General features: G+C 70.9%; 15 protein-coding genes, 4 pseudogenes and 1 riboswitch. Of the genes and pseudogenes, 12 read left to right on the top strand and 7 right to left on the bottom strand.

Going from position 1 to position 15,547, the window contains the following annotated elements; genetic code table 11:
- Positions 1-187: 187 nt before the first annotated feature.
- Positions 188-604, top strand: a pseudogene (locus tag ACFV8T_RS23755) (ABC transporter permease); the annotation flags it as partial.
- An 86-nt stretch (positions 605-690) separates the two neighbouring features.
- On the opposite strand, the gene ACFV8T_RS23750 reads toward ACFV8T_RS23755, so the two are convergent.
- Entirely contained in the window at positions 691-975 is a 285-nt protein-coding gene (locus tag ACFV8T_RS23750) for a type II toxin-antitoxin system Phd/YefM family antitoxin (protein WP_266422801.1), read from the bottom strand.
- 1,341 nt (positions 976-2,316) lie between these two features.
- Between ACFV8T_RS23750 and ACFV8T_RS23745 the strand changes: the two genes are divergently transcribed.
- Positions 2,317-3,660 carry an endonuclease domain-containing protein gene (locus ACFV8T_RS23745; RefSeq protein ID WP_385330741.1) on the top strand — a complete coding sequence of 448 codons (1,344 nt, stop codon included), beginning with the start codon at positions 2,317-2,319 and terminating at the stop codon, positions 3,658-3,660.
- A 115-nt stretch (positions 3,661-3,775) separates the two neighbouring features.
- Here ACFV8T_RS23745 and ACFV8T_RS23740 read toward each other — a convergent pair.
- The 3 genes and pseudogenes from ACFV8T_RS23740 to ACFV8T_RS23730 all read right to left on the bottom strand — a co-directional run.
- A pseudogene (locus ACFV8T_RS23740) lies at positions 3,776-3,964 on the bottom strand (NUDIX domain-containing protein); the annotation flags it as partial.
- 51 nt (positions 3,965-4,015) lie between these two features.
- Positions 4,016-4,954 carry an FAD-dependent oxidoreductase gene (locus ACFV8T_RS23735; protein ID WP_385330739.1) on the bottom strand — a complete coding sequence of 313 codons (939 nt, stop codon included), beginning with the start codon at positions 4,952-4,954 and terminating at the stop codon, positions 4,016-4,018.
- 4 nt (positions 4,955-4,958) lie between these two features.
- Positions 4,959-5,471 (bottom strand): isochorismatase family cysteine hydrolase, encoded by a 513-nt coding sequence (locus ACFV8T_RS23730; protein WP_385330736.1) that lies wholly within the window; start codon positions 5,469-5,471, stop codon positions 4,959-4,961.
- Between the two features lie 198 nt (positions 5,472-5,669).
- Between ACFV8T_RS23730 and ACFV8T_RS23725 the strand changes: the two genes are divergently transcribed.
- The 3 genes from ACFV8T_RS23725 (at position 5,670) to ACFV8T_RS23715 (ending at position 7,672) form a co-directional block, all read left to right on the top strand.
- Complete coding sequence (locus tag ACFV8T_RS23725) at positions 5,670-6,305, top strand: ATP-dependent Clp protease proteolytic subunit (protein ID WP_385331005.1); 636 nt, start codon at positions 5,670-5,672, stop codon at positions 6,303-6,305.
- A gap of 7 nt (positions 6,306-6,312) precedes the next feature.
- Positions 6,313-6,621: a hypothetical protein gene (locus ACFV8T_RS23720; RefSeq protein ID WP_385330733.1), complete on the top strand. Its 309-nt coding sequence runs from the start codon at positions 6,313-6,315 to the stop codon at positions 6,619-6,621.
- Positions 6,622-7,011: 390 nt separating this feature from the next.
- Positions 7,012-7,195, top strand: a riboswitch (cyclic di-AMP (ydaO/yuaA leader).
- A gap of 3 nt (positions 7,196-7,198) precedes the next feature.
- Positions 7,199-7,672, top strand: coding sequence for a C40 family peptidase (locus tag ACFV8T_RS23715; protein ID WP_385330730.1), 474 nt, complete (start codon positions 7,199-7,201; stop codon positions 7,670-7,672).
- A gap of 88 nt (positions 7,673-7,760) precedes the next feature.
- Here ACFV8T_RS23715 and ACFV8T_RS23710 read toward each other — a convergent pair.
- Positions 7,761-8,039: pseudogene (locus ACFV8T_RS23710) on the bottom strand (LysE family translocator); the annotation flags it as partial.
- On the opposite strand from ACFV8T_RS23710, the pseudogene ACFV8T_RS23705 reads away from it, so the two are divergent.
- A pseudogene (locus ACFV8T_RS23705) lies at positions 8,024-8,587 on the top strand (LysR substrate-binding domain-containing protein); the annotation flags it as partial. The pseudogenes ACFV8T_RS23710 and ACFV8T_RS23705 sit on opposite strands and share 16 nt — an antisense overlap.
- Before the next feature lie 33 nt (positions 8,588-8,620).
- On the opposite strand, the gene ACFV8T_RS23700 reads toward ACFV8T_RS23705, so the two are convergent.
- Entirely contained in the window at positions 8,621-9,052 is a 432-nt protein-coding gene (locus tag ACFV8T_RS23700; protein WP_266422765.1) for an ATP-binding protein, read from the bottom strand.
- Between the two features lie 204 nt (positions 9,053-9,256).
- Between ACFV8T_RS23700 and ACFV8T_RS23695 the strand changes: the two genes are divergently transcribed.
- Together ACFV8T_RS23695 and ACFV8T_RS23690 are read left to right on the top strand one after the other, a co-directional pair.
- Positions 9,257-10,117 carry a helix-turn-helix domain-containing protein gene (locus tag ACFV8T_RS23695; protein ID WP_385330727.1) on the top strand — a complete coding sequence of 287 codons (861 nt, stop codon included), beginning with the start codon at positions 9,257-9,259 and terminating at the stop codon, positions 10,115-10,117.
- A gap of 24 nt (positions 10,118-10,141) precedes the next feature.
- Complete coding sequence (locus ACFV8T_RS23690; protein ID WP_385330724.1) at positions 10,142-10,348, top strand: DUF397 domain-containing protein; 207 nt, start codon at positions 10,142-10,144, stop codon at positions 10,346-10,348.
- Here ACFV8T_RS23690 and ACFV8T_RS23685 read toward each other — a convergent pair.
- Entirely contained in the window at positions 10,341-11,483 is a 1,143-nt protein-coding gene (locus ACFV8T_RS23685) for an 8-amino-7-oxononanoate synthase (protein WP_385330721.1), read from the bottom strand. The two genes, ACFV8T_RS23690 and ACFV8T_RS23685, sit on opposite strands and share 8 nt — an antisense overlap.
- Before the next feature lie 142 nt (positions 11,484-11,625).
- Between ACFV8T_RS23685 and bioB the strand changes: the two genes are divergently transcribed.
- Genes bioB through ACFV8T_RS23665 form a run of 4 tightly spaced genes read left to right on the top strand, consistent with a single transcriptional unit; the run spans position 11,626 to position 15,535 of the window.
- Complete coding sequence (gene bioB / locus ACFV8T_RS23680) at positions 11,626-12,792, top strand: biotin synthase BioB (protein ID WP_385330718.1); 1,167 nt, start codon at positions 11,626-11,628, stop codon at positions 12,790-12,792.
- Positions 12,785-14,089 carry an adenosylmethionine--8-amino-7-oxononanoate transaminase gene (locus ACFV8T_RS23675; RefSeq protein WP_385330715.1) on the top strand — a complete coding sequence of 435 codons (1,305 nt, stop codon included), beginning with the start codon at positions 12,785-12,787 and terminating at the stop codon, positions 14,087-14,089. Before bioB ends, ACFV8T_RS23675 begins: the two co-directional genes overlap by 8 nt.
- A gap of 1 nt (position 14,090) precedes the next feature.
- Positions 14,091-14,813 (top strand): dethiobiotin synthase, encoded by a 723-nt coding sequence (gene bioD, locus ACFV8T_RS23670; RefSeq protein WP_385330712.1) that lies wholly within the window; start codon positions 14,091-14,093, stop codon positions 14,811-14,813.
- A gap of 44 nt (positions 14,814-14,857) precedes the next feature.
- Positions 14,858-15,535 carry a class I SAM-dependent methyltransferase gene (locus ACFV8T_RS23665; RefSeq protein WP_385330709.1) on the top strand — a complete coding sequence of 226 codons (678 nt, stop codon included), beginning with the start codon at positions 14,858-14,860 and terminating at the stop codon, positions 15,533-15,535.
- Positions 15,536-15,547 lie beyond the last annotated feature (12 nt).

Here is a 15,547-nt window from a genome sequence, read left to right as displayed (position 1 = left end):
CGGCGTCGCCGAAGGCGCCATCTGCGCGAAGAACCCCTGTGCGGCCGCCATCACCGTCCGCGCCACCTGGTCGGCGGGTACGTCCGCCCGCATGACCCCCGCCTCACGGTGGCCCTCGACCACGTCGGTCCGGACGACCCGCATGGCGGCCAACCGCTGAGCGAGGCGGTCGCGGCGCAGGCCCACCGACATCTGGCTCGGCGTGATCACCGGCAACTGGTGGGCCGAGGCCGGGACGCCGGGACTCACCGTGCCGGCCATCGGCGGGACGGTCGCGGGGCCGGCCGCACTGGCCGGCCCGCCCGGCATCGGCGTCGGCGCCCTGCTGATGGTGCCGCTCGGCAACCCCTTCTCGGGTGTCACCAGCGCGCCCGAACTGCTGCCCGAACCGGTCGGTGTGATCGGACAGCTGATGCCACCGGGGGCGGGCTGCTCACCGCTGCGGTCGGTCGCGTTCTTCGACGGCCGCGGTGCGGGCGGCCCGCTGCTCACCCTCGCCCGGTGGGCGGCGCTCGGACCGGGCGCGGTGCTCATCAGCGGCCGACGCCGCGCGCAGCCTCCGGTCGCGCTTCCGGCCAGCACCCGGGAGCCGGCACTCGCGGGCCGACCCCGGCCCGGACATGCCGAGTACCCCCGTCGCAGCGGACGGGGTACCCGGCTCTCCCGTGTCATGGGCCGACGGCGCGGCGCTCAGCTGCCCGGCTCGTGGTGTCCCCTGTGCTCCGCCGCGATGCCGAAGCGCCGCCGTTCACCGGGAGCGGACACCGAGGAGCCGATCGAGGAGACCGAGCTGATCACCTGCTCCTCGGCAGCCGCCTCGCCCTTCTCCAGTCGCTCCAGGTCAGCGGCCGAGACGAGCGCCACCAGCGGCTTGCCGTGCCGCGTCACGACGACGCGCTCACCGCCGTAGACGACACGGTTGATCAATTCGGCGAGCTCAGCTCGGGCTTGCGTCACCGGAATCTCGTAGGCCATGCCCCCTAGCTTATGTAATGTCCACCTGGTCCGCCGTGGTCCATGGCAACAGCGATTGTCCAGGTCAGAGGCGCTCGTGTGCTCCCGTGCGCTCTCGTCTGTGAGAGATGTGTGAGACGAGGTGCGACGGAGAGTCTTCCGGTCGCACTGAATCCTGGCGGGTCTCAGCGGGGATCGACGCCTCACAAGACGCGATCGGGCTGGTGCCGCCAGACGTCCTGGCCGTGAGATCTCCCGGCCAGAACGAAGGCGTCGGTGGGCGGCTCACCGAGACCGACATACCGCGCGCACAGCCTCGGTCTGGTCCCAGAAGCAGCGCGGCCCGCGCCCGCCGCCGTCGCCGCGTGCCCTGTTCTCCCGAAGCTCCGGCGAAGTGACATGTAGCTCAGAGTGACCGGTTGCTCTGATTCGCTCGGATGGCGGCGAAGCCGACGTGGGCCCAGGCGACGGCTTCGGGGTACGCCTGGCGCCTCTGGTGCTCGGCGAGCGCCCGGTAGATGCCGGCCAAGCCGGGGTTCCGGCCCTTGCGCCTGCCGGTGGGTTCGACCCGCGCGAACGACCTGCAGCCAGCGGGAGAAATCCCTCGCCTCGATCCGGCTCGCCCGATTCCACGGCACCCTCGACAGCCCAGAGGAAACGGAACCAGCGCAGCATGTCCATCCCGTAGGAACGGGCGGTTGTCGCCGAACGGCCGGCTCCCTGCAGGTCCCGCAGGAAGGCGCGAGCTCCCTCGATGGGTTCGCCGGAAGGATCGATCCGTCGGTGAGGCTCCCACGGGTCATCCATGGCCACCAGCTCCCCGACCAGGGGGACTGACAGGGTCGCCAGGTCTCGAGATGTCTCCATGGCCGACTCAACGAGGTCTCTTCCACAAGGTCACTGACCTGCGAAAACTCCGCCAGCAGTTCAGTCAACAGGTCGGCATCAACGCCCCGCTTGTACTCGATATCACCGACCGCAGGAGCTCGTGCACCGGCTCTGAACTGCGAATTCTCATAGACTACATGTCCGACGGGGAGTTGGGGGCATTGCTGTAACTCGTCCGAGCGGTCACGGTGTTGGTGGTGGTCCGGCAGGTCTCCCGCAGTGTCCTTCGAGGATCTGCCGGTGACGCTGTCCTGCCGCTTTGGCTCGCCGCGGGACTGTTGATCAATTCGTCCGAGCTCGGGGACCGCTGATGCGCGAGGGCGACTTGCCCGGTTCTTGACTCTGGTGGTGATGCTACGGGCACGGGAGGTGCTGACGAACCAGATGTTCAGGAATATGGAGTTGCGGGCGGCGGCCCGGCTGACCGAGGTGCTTGGGATCCGTTGCCGCGTTGCAGGCCGTTAGCCTGTCGGTATGTCAGAGCGTGTCATGCCCGGTCGCACGGACGGCCTGATCACCCTGGGTGCCGCGGACGCTCTGTGGGTCGATTTGACGGCCGACAGTGCTGTGCCGACGGCTTCTGGGGCATTCACCTGCTTTCCTGCCCGTGCCCGGGTGGGGTACGTCCTGCTCGGCGGCCATGCGGTGGCGACGGTGAGGGCGAGCAACGGTCAGCTGAGTGTTCCGGAAGTTGAGGTGCGCCGGGCGGCCGCGGAACTGAACGCGGTTGGGATGGATCGGCAAGACCTGGTCCGCATCGGTCCGTTTCGTGGGGCGCCGAGGCAGGAGTGCAACGAGGAAACGCCGCTGCGCTGGCGCCGGCGCATCACGGGGGAACTGCAGGAGCTGGGCCGCCCCGAGCGGGCAGCACGACGTGAAGTCGGCCGGCCGTACCATCTGGCGGGGATCGACTGGCGACAGATACTCGTGGAGCAGACCCGCGACGGGACGCAGCGCACGTGGTGGCTGCCGCGCGCTGTGGTCAGGCTGCTGGACGCGGCCGAGCACGCCGAAACGCAGTGGGTGCAAGCCGCGCGGACCCGCCAGGCAAGCGCAGCCGTCACCGCGCCGCCCTCCCACCCCCGGCAGGCCGAAGACGCCGACGGTCGGCAGAAGACGAGCCCCGAGGGCCCCACCGCCTCACTGCGCCCGTACAACAAAGAGCTGGAAGGCCAGCTGTACTCGGTGCTCAGCAGGAAGCCCGGTACCTCCCGCAGGGTGGCTGGGTGGGCGTGTGCCGTCTGCCGCACTGCGCCCGCCACCGTGCTCGACCACTGCCACGAACACGGCTACGTCCGCGCCCCCGTCTGCCAGTCCTGCAACACACAGGAACGCCCCGACCACCTGTACAGCAACGACATCCGCGTGGCGAACCGCTACACACGCCTCTTCCACACCGACACCGACGACTGGCTCCGCCACTGGCACCGCTGCCCCGGCTGCCGCGCACGCACCACCCTGCCCCTGCCGCACCTCGCCGCATGGACCGCCCACACAGCCTGCCGATCGCTGCGCCCGACCCACCGCGCCCCCCGCGGGCGCAAGCCCTGCGGTGTCCTGCGCGTGTCCTGGACGGGCAGTCAGAACGCGCCCCGTTCCTGCCTGCTCACTGTCGCCGTCGACTTCTGCCCCTCCGGCGAGCACCGTGTCCTGGCGCGAGTCCCTTACCGCGAAGCCGCCGAGCGGTTTCGTACCTGGTTGGCCGAGACCGCCCCTGCCGTGGCCGCCGCGGCCGGTCCTGACCGCTTGGACGGCCTCCCTGCCCAGTTCCGGCCAGTCATCGCGGACACCAGCGGCGAGGGCCTAGCACTGTTCTGAGCGAGCACCGGGGGACCTGACACCCCACCGTCACCACGCAGTTGCCGGCCCGCGACACGCTCACCCCGCACGCCCCGGCGAAATGCGCAGCGGAGTCCCGCGGCGCAGTGTGCGTCACATGGAGCCCGGTCTCTTCCTGGGTCTCACGCGCTGCGGCTTCCTCGGAGGTCTTCTCAGGTTCGATCTTCCCTGCCGGGAACTGCCATGAGAGCGCGCCTTCCGCCACTCGTCGTCGCGCGGGCAGGACCCGCCCGTCCTGAACGATGACGGCAGCAGCAATCGCCGCCTCGGCCTGGCTGGTCACGAAGACCTCCCTCCTGAGCGTCGGCGCCGTCACATCGCGCCGACGTGTGCCTCAGCCCTTGGTGGGCAGTTCTCCCGCCGCGTAGTAGACGTGCAGCGCGGCCTCGCTGCCGGAGCCCAGGGCGGTCATGATCCGCTGGAAGCGGGCGGAGCGGAGGTCGCCGGCCACGATGACGCGGGGGTGCTGGTCGGCGGGCGGGCAGTACCCGTCCGCGCCACGGGTCAGGTCGCCGGGCGGGGCGGTCGGCGCGTTGCCGATGCTGAGGTAGGCGGCGTCCGCCGTGACCGTCCGCCGTTCGTCGTTGCGGCCCATCGCTTCCGCCGACACCGTGGCGCCGTCGGCGGGACCCAGCGTCAGGTGCTCGACGGGAAGGAGTACGACCCGGGGGTCCTCGCGGATTTCCTCGATCTTGTACTCGTCGGTCGCCGGGTACGCCACGAGCAGACGCACGTCGGTGGTCGGGTTGGCGCGCAGGAAAGTGCCGATCGGGCGGTCGCCGCCGAGGACGAGGAGAGTACGGCCCTGGGCATCGTCCGCCTCGGCCTGCCAGAGCGGGGGCGGGGTCAGGTCGTCGGGGGCGGCGATCCAGGCGACGTCGCGGGGCTGGAGAGGGCCGACGCCGGTGGCGACGACGGCGTACGGAGCGGTGAGACGGACACCGGTGTCGACCGTGACGGTCACGCGGACCTCGTCGGCGCGGAGTTCGGTGACGTACCGGCCGAGTTCGAGGCGGCACAGCTTTGTGCCCTTGAGCTCCGAGGTGATGGCGTCGGCGAGCTCGGGGCCGCTGGTGTGGCCGCCGAGGACGTTGTTCAGGGCCGGGATCCGATAGAGGTTGCGGCACAGCCTGTCCGGCTCGATCAGGATCGAGCGCATGCCGACGCCGGCGGCCGTACGGGCGGCGGCACAGCCCGCGGGCCCGCCGCCGATGATGATCACGTCCGTGTCGTGATGGACGGGCGAACCGGTGCGGGACGGTGTGTCGGCCATGGGCCTATTCCAGCACCGGGACCCCGGCGTACGCAGCGAGTTGTCGCACCACGTCTTCTGCGGTGACGAGTTGGCCTGTCCCGATCAGGCGGCGGGCGACGACGAGGCCGGCGTCATGGACGTCCGGACCGGCGTCACTCGCGGAGGCGTCGGTGACGATCCAGGGCGCGTAGCCGTACTCGAAGGCGTCGGCGGCGGACTTCAGGACACAGCTTTCGGTGGCGATCCCGCAGAAGACGAGATCGGTCCAGCCGGCCCGGCGGACCAGTTCGGTGGCTTCGGGCGTGAAGAGCGTGTATCCGGTCTTGTCGACGAGTTCGGGGACGAGGTCGGTCTCGGGTGGCTCCTGGAGCCGACGCCACTGGAAGAAGCGCTCGTAAGAGCTGCCCGGGTGGTTGAAGCAGCGGGTGAAGACCACGGGTCGGCCGGCGGCGGACCACTGGGCGACCAGGTCGGCGACCGCGGGCACGGCGTGGCGGCCGTGGTGGTTGAGGACCTCCGCGTCGCCTCGGACCACCTCACTTCTCTACCCGGTTCCAGTGAGGGCGAAGCAGCCTGATGATCAAGATGTCGTGACAGATTGTGAGATATCCGCCCTCGGCGAACAGCAAGAACAGCCTCTGGCCTGGGCTACTCGCCTTCTGTACGTCCTGTACATTTCTTACGGAAGTTGTGCAGGCCCCCCTGCAGACCCCGGAGGAGAGGCATCGCCATGCTGTTCCGTCCCACCGCCCGTCATGTCCTGCCCGAGTTCACCGAGCGCACGACCGAAGGGACCCGCACCCTCGATCCGTACTCCAAGCTGCTCGCCGAACGGATCGTCTTCCTCGGCACCCCGGTCGACGACACGGCGGCCTCCGATCTGATCGCGCAGTTCATGTACCTGGAGTACGCCGCCCCGGACCGGCCCGTCTCGCTCTACATCAACTCCCCCGGCGGCTCGTTCGGAGCCATGTCCGCGATCTACGACACGATGCAGTACCTCACCTGCGAGGTGGAGACCTACTGCCTCGGCCAGGCCGGTTCCTGCGCCTCCGCACTGCTCGCCGCGGGCGCTCCCGGCCGGCGGCACGCACTGCCCGGCGCGAGGGTCGTCGTGCGGCAGCCCGAGCTCGCCGAACCGGTGCAGGGCCAGCCGTCCGATCTGGAGATCCAGGCACAGGAGCTGGAACGGGTCCGCACGATGCTCACCGCCCTGTTGGCCCGTCACACCGGCCGCGACGCCGGGCAGATCGCCGACGACATCGATCGCGACCTCATTCTCGACGCGGCGGGCGCCCAGGCGTACGGGCTGGTGGACCACGTCCTGACGAACCGGAACACCACACTCCCGCCGCACGGCGCGAGGTGAACACCCGATGCACCCGCCGGAGTTCCCGCCGCTCCCCGCACTGACGCGCGCCGAGGGGGAGTTCATCGACCGCTACCTCGAAGTCCTCGACCAGGTGGGCCGGATCAACCCGGCCCGCGGCAGCGACACCTACGGCGCACTGCGTGCCGCGCAGGCGCTGGCCTCGCACGCGGGCGCGCTGCGGGACGCCCTCGCGTTGATGCACGAGCGCGGCGAGGCGCAGATCCACGCCGCCACGCTCGCCCGAGCGCTGCGCGTACTGGACGGGGAACGGCGGGCCGGACGCGTCACCGTACCCCCCGCTCCGGCGAGTTGATCGACTTCCGCGGTCCGCGCCGGCGGCGGGGTCCGGCCAACTCCCCCTGCGCTCCGGGGTCCGGCCGTCCTCACCCAACTCCCGTACCCGACACGCCCGGCGGGCCGATCGAATTTCCTCGCTCGTTCGGCGTAGGAAGTCCCCCTCGCGGGGGACTTCTCAACTTGCGTCCTCCGCGTCGGCAGTGGACGGAATCCGCCCTTCCGCCCCTGGTACGGCACCGGCCCGAATCACCGGCAGAGCCTCATAGATAGCCATGCCCACCCGAACGGATCAGTCGTGAGGAGCCTCACATATCCCTGTTTCAGCTCGGAAATCCGGCAGTCGTTGAGTCAAGATCCCTGGGACGACAAGCCCCCGCCACCGCGGCGGGGCGGTCCGGGCGGACGCCGAGTCCTGCCGCCGTCCGGATGTCTGGTCGACAGAAGTGGATCGGCAGGAGTGGAGGACCCGAGCACAACGGGTTGACCTGAGCACCGGTCGACCCTCGGGGTGAAGCCGCCGAACGCGGCCGGGCAACTTCGCCAGCCCGAACCCGACAGGTCATCCTTCACAGGCGGCTGACGAAGGGTTGCGCATGACTGCGCAGGTTCATGTCCCGTCTCTGCTCGTCCGGGCCGGTACGGCCTCGGTTCTGACTCTCGCCGCCGTCGGCGGCACCATGTTCGCCCCGGGCGCCGCGACGGACGCCCAGGCGGCGACCCTGTCGATGAAGGCGCTCAACATCGCGGCATCGAAGAAGGGCTCGCCGTACAGGTGGGGGGCCACCGGCCCCAACCGCTTCGACTGCTCGGGGCTGACGCTCTATTCGTTCAAGAAGGCGGGCAAGAAGCTCCCCCGCACCGCCCAGCAGCAGTACAACCGGACCCGCCATGTCTCGGCCTCCCACAGGCAACGTGGCGACCTGGTCTTCTTCCATTTCGGCCGCAGCGTCTACCACGTGGGGATCTACGCCGGAAACGGAAAGATCTGGCACTCGCCGAGGACCGGCGCGGTGGTCCGGCTGGAGAAGATCTGGACCAAGAGCGTCTATTACGGACGGGTCCGCTGAGGCGGCTCCTGTCCGGCGGATCAGGGCCGCATCCCCGGCCTGCTCCGCCGGACAGGACCCGGTGCCGGGCCGCCGGCCGCTCCCGCGCTCAGTGCAGCAGCGGGCCGGTCACCAGCACCAGACCCAACGCGGTGAGCACCGCACCGCTGCCGCCCTCGATGGTGCGCGCGGTACGCGGCCGGCGCAGCCACCTGCCCAGCCGGTCCACGACGAGCGCCACGGCGGGGAACCAGACCAGCGCCAGCACCACGACGATCGTCGCGAGCAGCAGGGTCCTGGGCAGCGGCGGCTGCCCGTCGGGGACGAACTGCGGCAGCAGGCTCAGGAAGAGCACCGGCGCCTTGGGATTGAGCGCATTGGTCACCGCCTGAGGGCGACGCCGCGGTGGCCGCGGGCGAGGTCGATCTGACGCTGACCCACGAGTACGAGCCGGCTGCCCCGGTGGCCCGGCCCACCGGGGTCTTCGCCGAACCGCTGCTGGTCGAGGAGCTGGTCCTGATCACGGCGGTCGGTCAGATGCTGTCCGAAGGCAGCGGAAGGCTTCCGGTGACGGAACTGGCGGGACGGCCGCTGATCAGCAGCGCGCCGACCCATCCGCCGCGCCGCGGGGCCGAGCAGGCCCTGGCCGAGGCCGGGGCGGCACCCGCCGTGGTCCGCGAGTCGCCCGGCTACGCACTGGTGTGCGCCCTGGTCAGTGCGGGCATCGGGATGGCGGTCGTCCCGGAGATGGTCGCCGCGATGTCGCCGACGCCGCTGTCCGTACGGCGGCTGGATCCCGCTTCCTTCCGGCGGACGATCTCGGTGGTGCACCGCGGTGACCGGGCGAGCGCCGCGGCGGCGACGCTCCAGGCCCTGTTGCGCAGTGGGTTCGGGCGTGCGGGGTCGGCGCAGCGGCCGGGCGCGGAAGCCGGGTGACCGCGCGGGCGGCCGGCCACCGGAACGCGTCGGTCAGCTCTGCACGGGGACGCTCCACGGAAGCGCGATCCACACCGTCTTGCCGCCGTCGGCGGTGGGGGTGACGGTGAGCCGGCCCCCGCACTGCTTGGCCAGGCAGCGGATGATCACCATGCCGCGCCCGTTGTCCTGCTGAACGGCGGCGGGCAGTCGCCTGGGCCAACGGGGGTGACTGTCCGTCACCCCCAGATGCAGGTGCTCCTCCCGCTCCAGCCGGAGGTCCACGGTGAAGGTGGGCGACTGTCCGAAGGTGTGCTGGACGGCGTTGGTCGCGAGCTCCGAGACGATGAGCTGGATGCTGTCGGCGAAATCGGTGTCGGTGGCCAGGCCCCAGTCGCCGAGCACCCGGGCCACGTACCTGCGGGCTGCCGAGACCGAGACCGGCTCGCTCGGCAGAGTGACGTTTGCTTCCTGATGGTCTGCCATGGCGAGCCGTCCCTTTCCCACCCGTACCGACCCGCGATCGGTCCGGGTTGTGCTTCGCGCCAGATTGCCATTGATGCTGCCCTCTGCGACGGCGATCCACCAAGATATGCATATATCTGTCGCTCAATGCGGTGAACCCTGCCACGCAAGACCGTATGTGGGCGGCACACTGTCCGCTCGGCAGAAGAGGGAGGGAGGCCGCGGATGCAGCACGGCCCTGCGGTTCGACGCCGCAAGCTCGGGGAGGAGCTCCGGAGCCTGCGCCACGCGTCGGGACTGACCAGTCGGGACGCGGCGCGGATACTCGGCTGGCACCAGTCGAAGGTGAGCCGGATCGAGACCGGGGTGAGCGGGGTGCGGCCGGCCGATGTGACCCGGCTGCTGGACACGTACGGCGTGGACGACACCCAGCTGCGGGATCTGCTGGCCACGCTGGCGGGTTCGGCGGGCGGTGGCGGCACCGGATGGTGGCACGCCTATCGCGGTCTGATCCCGCCCCAGTACCGCGACTTCATCAGTCTGGAGTCCCAGGCGCGGACCGCGCGCACGCTGGAGACCTCGGTGGTACCCGGTCTTCTCCAGACGGCCGATTACGCGCGGGCGGTGACCCGGGCCTCGCTGGACGGGCTGCCCGCGGGCCAGCTGGACTCGCTGGTGGAGGTGCGGCTCGCCCGGCAGGGGGTGCTGCGGACCGATCCGCCGCTGCGGCTGAGCGCGGTGCTCGACGAGGCGGTACTGCGGCGCGAGGTCGGCGGGTGCCGGGTGATGCGGGAGCAACTGCGCCATCTGACCCGGGTGGCTCAACTTCCCCATGTGCAGCTCCAGTTGCTGCCGTTCTCGGTGGGCGGCCATGCCGGCCTCACCGGACCTTTCGTTATCTTTTCATTTCCGAGCACTTCTGATCTGGATGTGGTCGTTCTCGACCATTTGACGAGTAGCCTCTATCTGGAGCGGAAAGAAGACCTTGAGGCGTACAGCTCGGCCTTCCGCACGATGCAGGCACACGCGCTGTCGCCGGAGCACTCGTTGGACCTCATCGCCGCGATCGACCGCGACGGTCGGTGACCACGGACTGCCCGAGGGGGCCTCATGTCGGAATGCCTCGCACAGCACGACTTACGGTGGCGGCGCAGCAGCCGCAGCACGGGTATGAACAACTGTGTGGAGACAGCGTCGTTCGGTGACGGACGGCTGGCCGTGCGGGACTCCAAGGATGTGTCCAGGCCACCGCTGCGGTTCTCCGCGGCAGCCTGGACCTCCTTCGTCACCGGTCTGCACCGGGGTCCGGTCAGCTGACGGGAGCGGTCCGCCGCACGATCGACACCGCGGTGACGATCTGTTCCTCGGTCAGATCGGCTCGCGCCGTCAGCCTCAGCCGGGACACTCCGTCCGGCACCGACGGGGGCCGGAAGCAGCCGACCGCGACTCCGGCCGTGCGGCAGTCGGCCGCCCAGCGCACCGCTGCGTCCGCCGAGGGGGCACGCACCGAGACCACGGCCGCGTCGGGCCGCACGGCGGTCAGACCGGCCGCGGTCAGCTGCTCGTACAGCGCGGTGGCGACCGTGCGGGCCCGGCCGGCCCGCTCCGGCTCGCGGCGCAGCAGCCGCAGGCTCTCCAGCGCGGCGCCCGCCGCGGCCGGCGCGAGACCGGTGTCGAAGATGAACGTGCGGGCCGTGTTGACGAGGTGCTCGATGACCCGGGCCGGCCCGAGGACCGCTCCGCCCTGGCTGCCCAGGGACTTGGAGAGGGTCAGCGTGGTGACGATCCCCTCGCCGCCCGCGAGGCCGGCCGCGGCGAGCGCGCCCCGGCCGCCCTCCCCCAGCACGCCCAGGCCGTGCGCGTCGTCGACGAGCAGTGCGGCGCCCTCCGTGCGGCAGACATCGGCCAGTCCGGGCAGCGGTGCCGCGTCGCCGTCGACCGAGAAGACCGAGTCGGTGACGGCCAGCGCCCGTCCCTCGTGCGACCGCAGAGCCTTGCGTACGGCATCGGGATCGGCATGCGCAACGACGGCGGTCCCGGCGCGGGACAACCGGCAGCCGTCCACGATCGAGGCGTGGTTGCCCGCGTCGGAGACGATCAGCGAGCCGTGACCGGTGAGCGCCGTGACGGCCGCGAGGTTGGCCGCGTAGCCGGACGACAGCACCAGGGCCGCCTCGAAGCCACAGAATTCGGCCAGTTCGCCTTCGAGTTCGGCATGCAGCGCGGTGGAGCCGGTGACAAGTCGCGATCCGGTCGCGCCCGCACCCCACCTGCGCGCGGCCTCGGCCGCGGCGGCGGTGACGTCGGGGTGCCGGGTCAGTCCCAGGTAGTCGTTGCTCGCGAGGTCCAGAAGTCCGGACGCGGCGGGCCGGGGGCGCAGAGTACGGACGAGTCCGGCGTCGGCGCGGCGGCGCGCCTCCTCGTCGATCCAGTCGAACGGGTCGAAGGACATGAGCGGTCCCTTTTGTAGGCAGCTCACAGACCCTAACCGCGGGCGCAGCAGGTCATGGTGTGGCAATACACACACTCTTGGCAGTCTCTGTTGTCCGGTTCCTCCTTGGCTGGGAGCCGTGCGGTAGGCCAGGATCTTCGCCATGGACCTCCTGAACACGCTGGTGGACAAGGGGCTGCGGCGCGAGCTGCCGACCCGCGAAGAAGCCCTCGCCGTACTGGCGACCTCGGACGACGATCTGCTCGAAGTGGTGGCCGCGGCCGGAAAGGTGCGCCGTCAGTGGTTCGGGCGACGCGTGAAACTGAACTACCTGGTCAATCTCAAGTCCGGCCTCTGCCCCGAGGACTGCTCGTACTGCTCGCAGCGGCTCGGCTCGAAGGCCGAGATCCTCAAGTACACCTGGCTGAAACCGGACGAGGCGTCGAAGGCCGCCGCCGCCGGAGTGGCGGGCGGGGCCAAGCGGGTGTGTCTGGTGGCGAGCGGTCGTGGTCCGACGGACCGCGATGTCGACCGGGTGTCGGAGACCATCGAGGCGATCAAGGAACAGAACGAGGGCGTCGAGGTGTGCGCCTGCCTCGGTCTGCTCTCCGACGGTCAGGCCGACCGGCTGCGCTCTGCGGGCGCCGACGCGTACAACCACAACCTCAACACGTCCGAGGGGACGTACGGGGACATCACCACCACCCACACCTACGCGGACCGGGTGGAGACCGTGCACCAGGCGCAGGCCGCCGGGCTCTCGGCGTGCTCCGGGCTGATCGCCGGAATGGGTGAGAGCGACGCCGACCTGGTCGATGTCGTCTTCTCGCTGCGCGAACTGGACCCGGACTCGGTTCCGGTGAACTTCCTGATCCCGTTCGAGGGAACTCCGCTGGCCAAGGAGTGGAACCTCACCCCGCAGCGCTGTCTGCGCATTCTGGCGATGGTCCGCTTCGTCTGCCCGGATGTGGAGGTACGGCTCGCGGGCGGACGCGAGGTGCATCTGCGCTCGATGCAGCCGCTGGCCCTGCACCTGGTCAACTCGATCTTCCTCGGCGACTACCTCACCAGTGAGGGTCAGGCGGGCCAGGCGGATCTGGACATGATCGCGGACGCCGGTTTCGAGGTGGAGGGCGCGGGAACGACGACGCTGCCCACGCACCGGGCACAGCCGGGCGGCGGATGCGGTTCGCACGACGGCGGATGCGCCCCCTGCGGTGAAGCGCCCGCAGAGGCCGAGGCCGAGTCCCAGGAAGCGCCGGCCGCCCGTACGGATCTGGTCGCGGTCCGCCGTCGCGGCGCGGGAACGGATCTCGCCCCCAATGCCTGAGTCCCTCTCCCCGGCCGAGCTGCGGTCCCTGGACCGGGCCCACGTCTGGCATCCGTACGGCCCGATGCCGGGGCGCCAGGAGCCGCTGGTCGTGGAGTCCGCGTCCGGGGTGCGGCTGAGACTGGCGGAACCGGCCCACGGGCAGCTGGAGTTGGTCGACGGCATGTCGTCCTGGTGGTCGGCGGTGCACGGCTACAACCATCCGGTGCTCAACGAGGCGGCCCGTGGCCAGCTGGGCCGGATGAGCCATGTGATGTTCGGCGGGCTCACCCATGAGCCCGCCGTGCGGCTGGCCACCCGGCTGGTCGAGATCACCCCGGAACCGCTGCGGCACGTCTTCCTCTCCGACTCGGGGTCGGTCTCCGTCGAGGTCGCGGTCAAGATGTGCCTGCAGTACTGGCGCTCGGCCGGGCGGCCCGCCAAGCAGCAGCTGCTGACCTGGCGCGGCGGCTATCACGGGGACACCTGGCAGCCGATGTCGGTGTGCGACCCCGAGGGCGGCATGCACGAGCTGTGGTCGGGCGTCCTGCCCCGCCAGGTCTTCGCCGCCGAGCCCCCGGCCGGTTTCGACGCGGAACCGGATGCCGCGTACGTCCGGCACCTGCGGGAACTGATCGCGGAGCACGCCGACCGGCTGGCCGCGGTGATCGTGGAGCCGGTGGTGCAGGGCGCGGGCGGGATGCGGTTCCACTCCCCCGCGTATCTGCGGGTGCTGCGCGAGGCGTGCGACGAGCACGACGTGCTGCTGGTGTTCGACGAGATCGCTACGGGTTTCGGCCGTACCGGGAAGCTGTTCGCCGCTGAGCACTCGGGGATCTCGCCCGATGTCATGTGCGTGGGCAAGGCGCTGACCGGCGGCTATCTGACGATGGCGGCGACGCTGTGCACCTCCCGGGTGGCGGAGGGCATCTCGCGCGGCGAGGTGCCGGTGCTCGCGCACGGACCGACGTTCATGGGCAATCCGCTCGCCGCCGCGGTGGCGAGCGCCTCGATCGATCTGCTGCTCGGCCAGGACTGGGAGCGGGAGGTGAGGCGGATCGGTACGGGGCTGCGGGAGGGTCTCGCCCCGGCGGCGGAGCTGCCCGGGGTGCAGGATGTACGGGTGCTGGGTGCGATCGGCGTCGTACAGCTCGATCACGAGGTGGACATGGCGGCCGCGACCCGGGCCGCGGTACGGGAAGGGGTGTGGCTGCGGCCGTTCCGCGACCTCGTCTACACGATGCCGCCGTACGTGACGGGTGACGAGGACGTGGCGCGGATCTGCCGTGCCGTGTGCGCGGCTGCGCGAGAGGGATGAGATGACGGTTCTGGTAGTGACGGGAACGGGCACGGAGATCGGCAAGACGGTCGTGACGGCGGCCGTGGCGGCGGCGTGCCCGGACCGCCGTGTCGCGGTGCTCAAGCCGGCGCAGACGGGGCTGGCCCCCGGCGAGCCGGGTGATGCCGCCGAGGTCGCCCGGCTGGCGGGTGGCCATGTCACCGCGGTCGAACTGGCCCGGTTCCCCGAACCGTTGGCGCCGGCCACCGCCGCCCGGCGGGCAGGCCTCCCGCCGGTGCGGCCGTACGAGATCGCCGATGCGGCGCAGAAGCTGGCGACCGAACACGATCTGGTGCTGATCGAGGGTGCGGGCGGTCTGCTCGTACGGTTCGACGACGAGGGCTCGACCCTCGCCGACGCCGCCCGGCTGCTGGCCGCCCCGGTGCTGGTCGTGACGCCCGCCGGTCTGGGCACGCTCAACACCACCGCGCTGACCTCGGAGGCGCTGCGGTCCCGGGGGCTGGAGTGCCTCGGCGTGGTGGTGGGCAGCATGCCTGCCGAGCCGGACCTCGCGGCGCGCTGCAATCTGGCGGACCTCCCCGTGGTGGCGGGCGCCCCGCTGCTGGGTGCTGTGCCGGCCGGTGCGGGGTCCCTGGATCCCGCCGACTTCCGTGTGCGGGCCAGGAGTTGGCTCGCCGCGGAACTGGGCGGGAATCGGCCCGCGACTGAGCGGCTGAGCGGTGCGGGACGGGGGAGAATCTAAGTAGCCGTACTTTCTGTCCGAGCGCCCGGTCGAGGAGGTCCGTCATGCGTCCGCGCAGCACGAGAATCCCGGAGGACGCGGTGCACCACCCCGTCTTCGCCCGGTTCTACGCCCGGATGAGCGTGGCCGCGGAGACCAGGGCGGGCCTGGCCGCGGTGCGCTCGGAACTGTTGGCCGGCCTGTCCGGCCGGATCATCGAGATAGGTGCGGGCAACGGCCTGAACTTCGCGCACTACCCGCCCACGGTGTCGGAGGTGGTGGCCATCGAACCCGAGCGCAGCCTGCGGCAGTTGGCGGTGCGGTCGGCGCTGCGTGCGGCACTCCCGGTGGATGTGGTGCCGGGCACGGCGGAGGCGCTGCCGGTGAAGAGCGAGGCGTTCGACGGGGCCGTCGCCTCGCTGGTGCTGTGCACCGTACGGAATGTGGAGCGTTCGCTCGCGGAGATCGTGCGGGTGCTGCGGCCCGGCGGTGAGCTGCGCTTCTTCGAGCACGTGCGGGCCGACGACCGGGCCATGGCGGCAGCGCAGCGGGCGCTGGACCGTACGGTCTGGCCGCTGGTGACGGGCGGGTGTCACACGGCGCGCGACACCCTGGCCGCCATCGAGAGGGCCGGATTCGTGGTGGAGACCTACCGCAGGGTCAGGATGCCCGAGTGGGGAGTCCGGCTGCCCACGTCGGCCTGTGTGCTGGGTACGGCCCGGCGCCCGGCCGCGGTGGACTGACGCACCCCGGCC

It is taken from the genome of Streptomyces sp. NPDC059832, assembly GCF_042731715.1.
Taxonomy (GTDB): Bacteria; Actinomycetota; Actinomycetes; order Streptomycetales; family Streptomycetaceae; genus Streptomyces.
The sequence above is the reverse complement of the archived record's forward strand: the minus strand, read 5'-3'. Positions and strand labels throughout refer to the sequence as shown.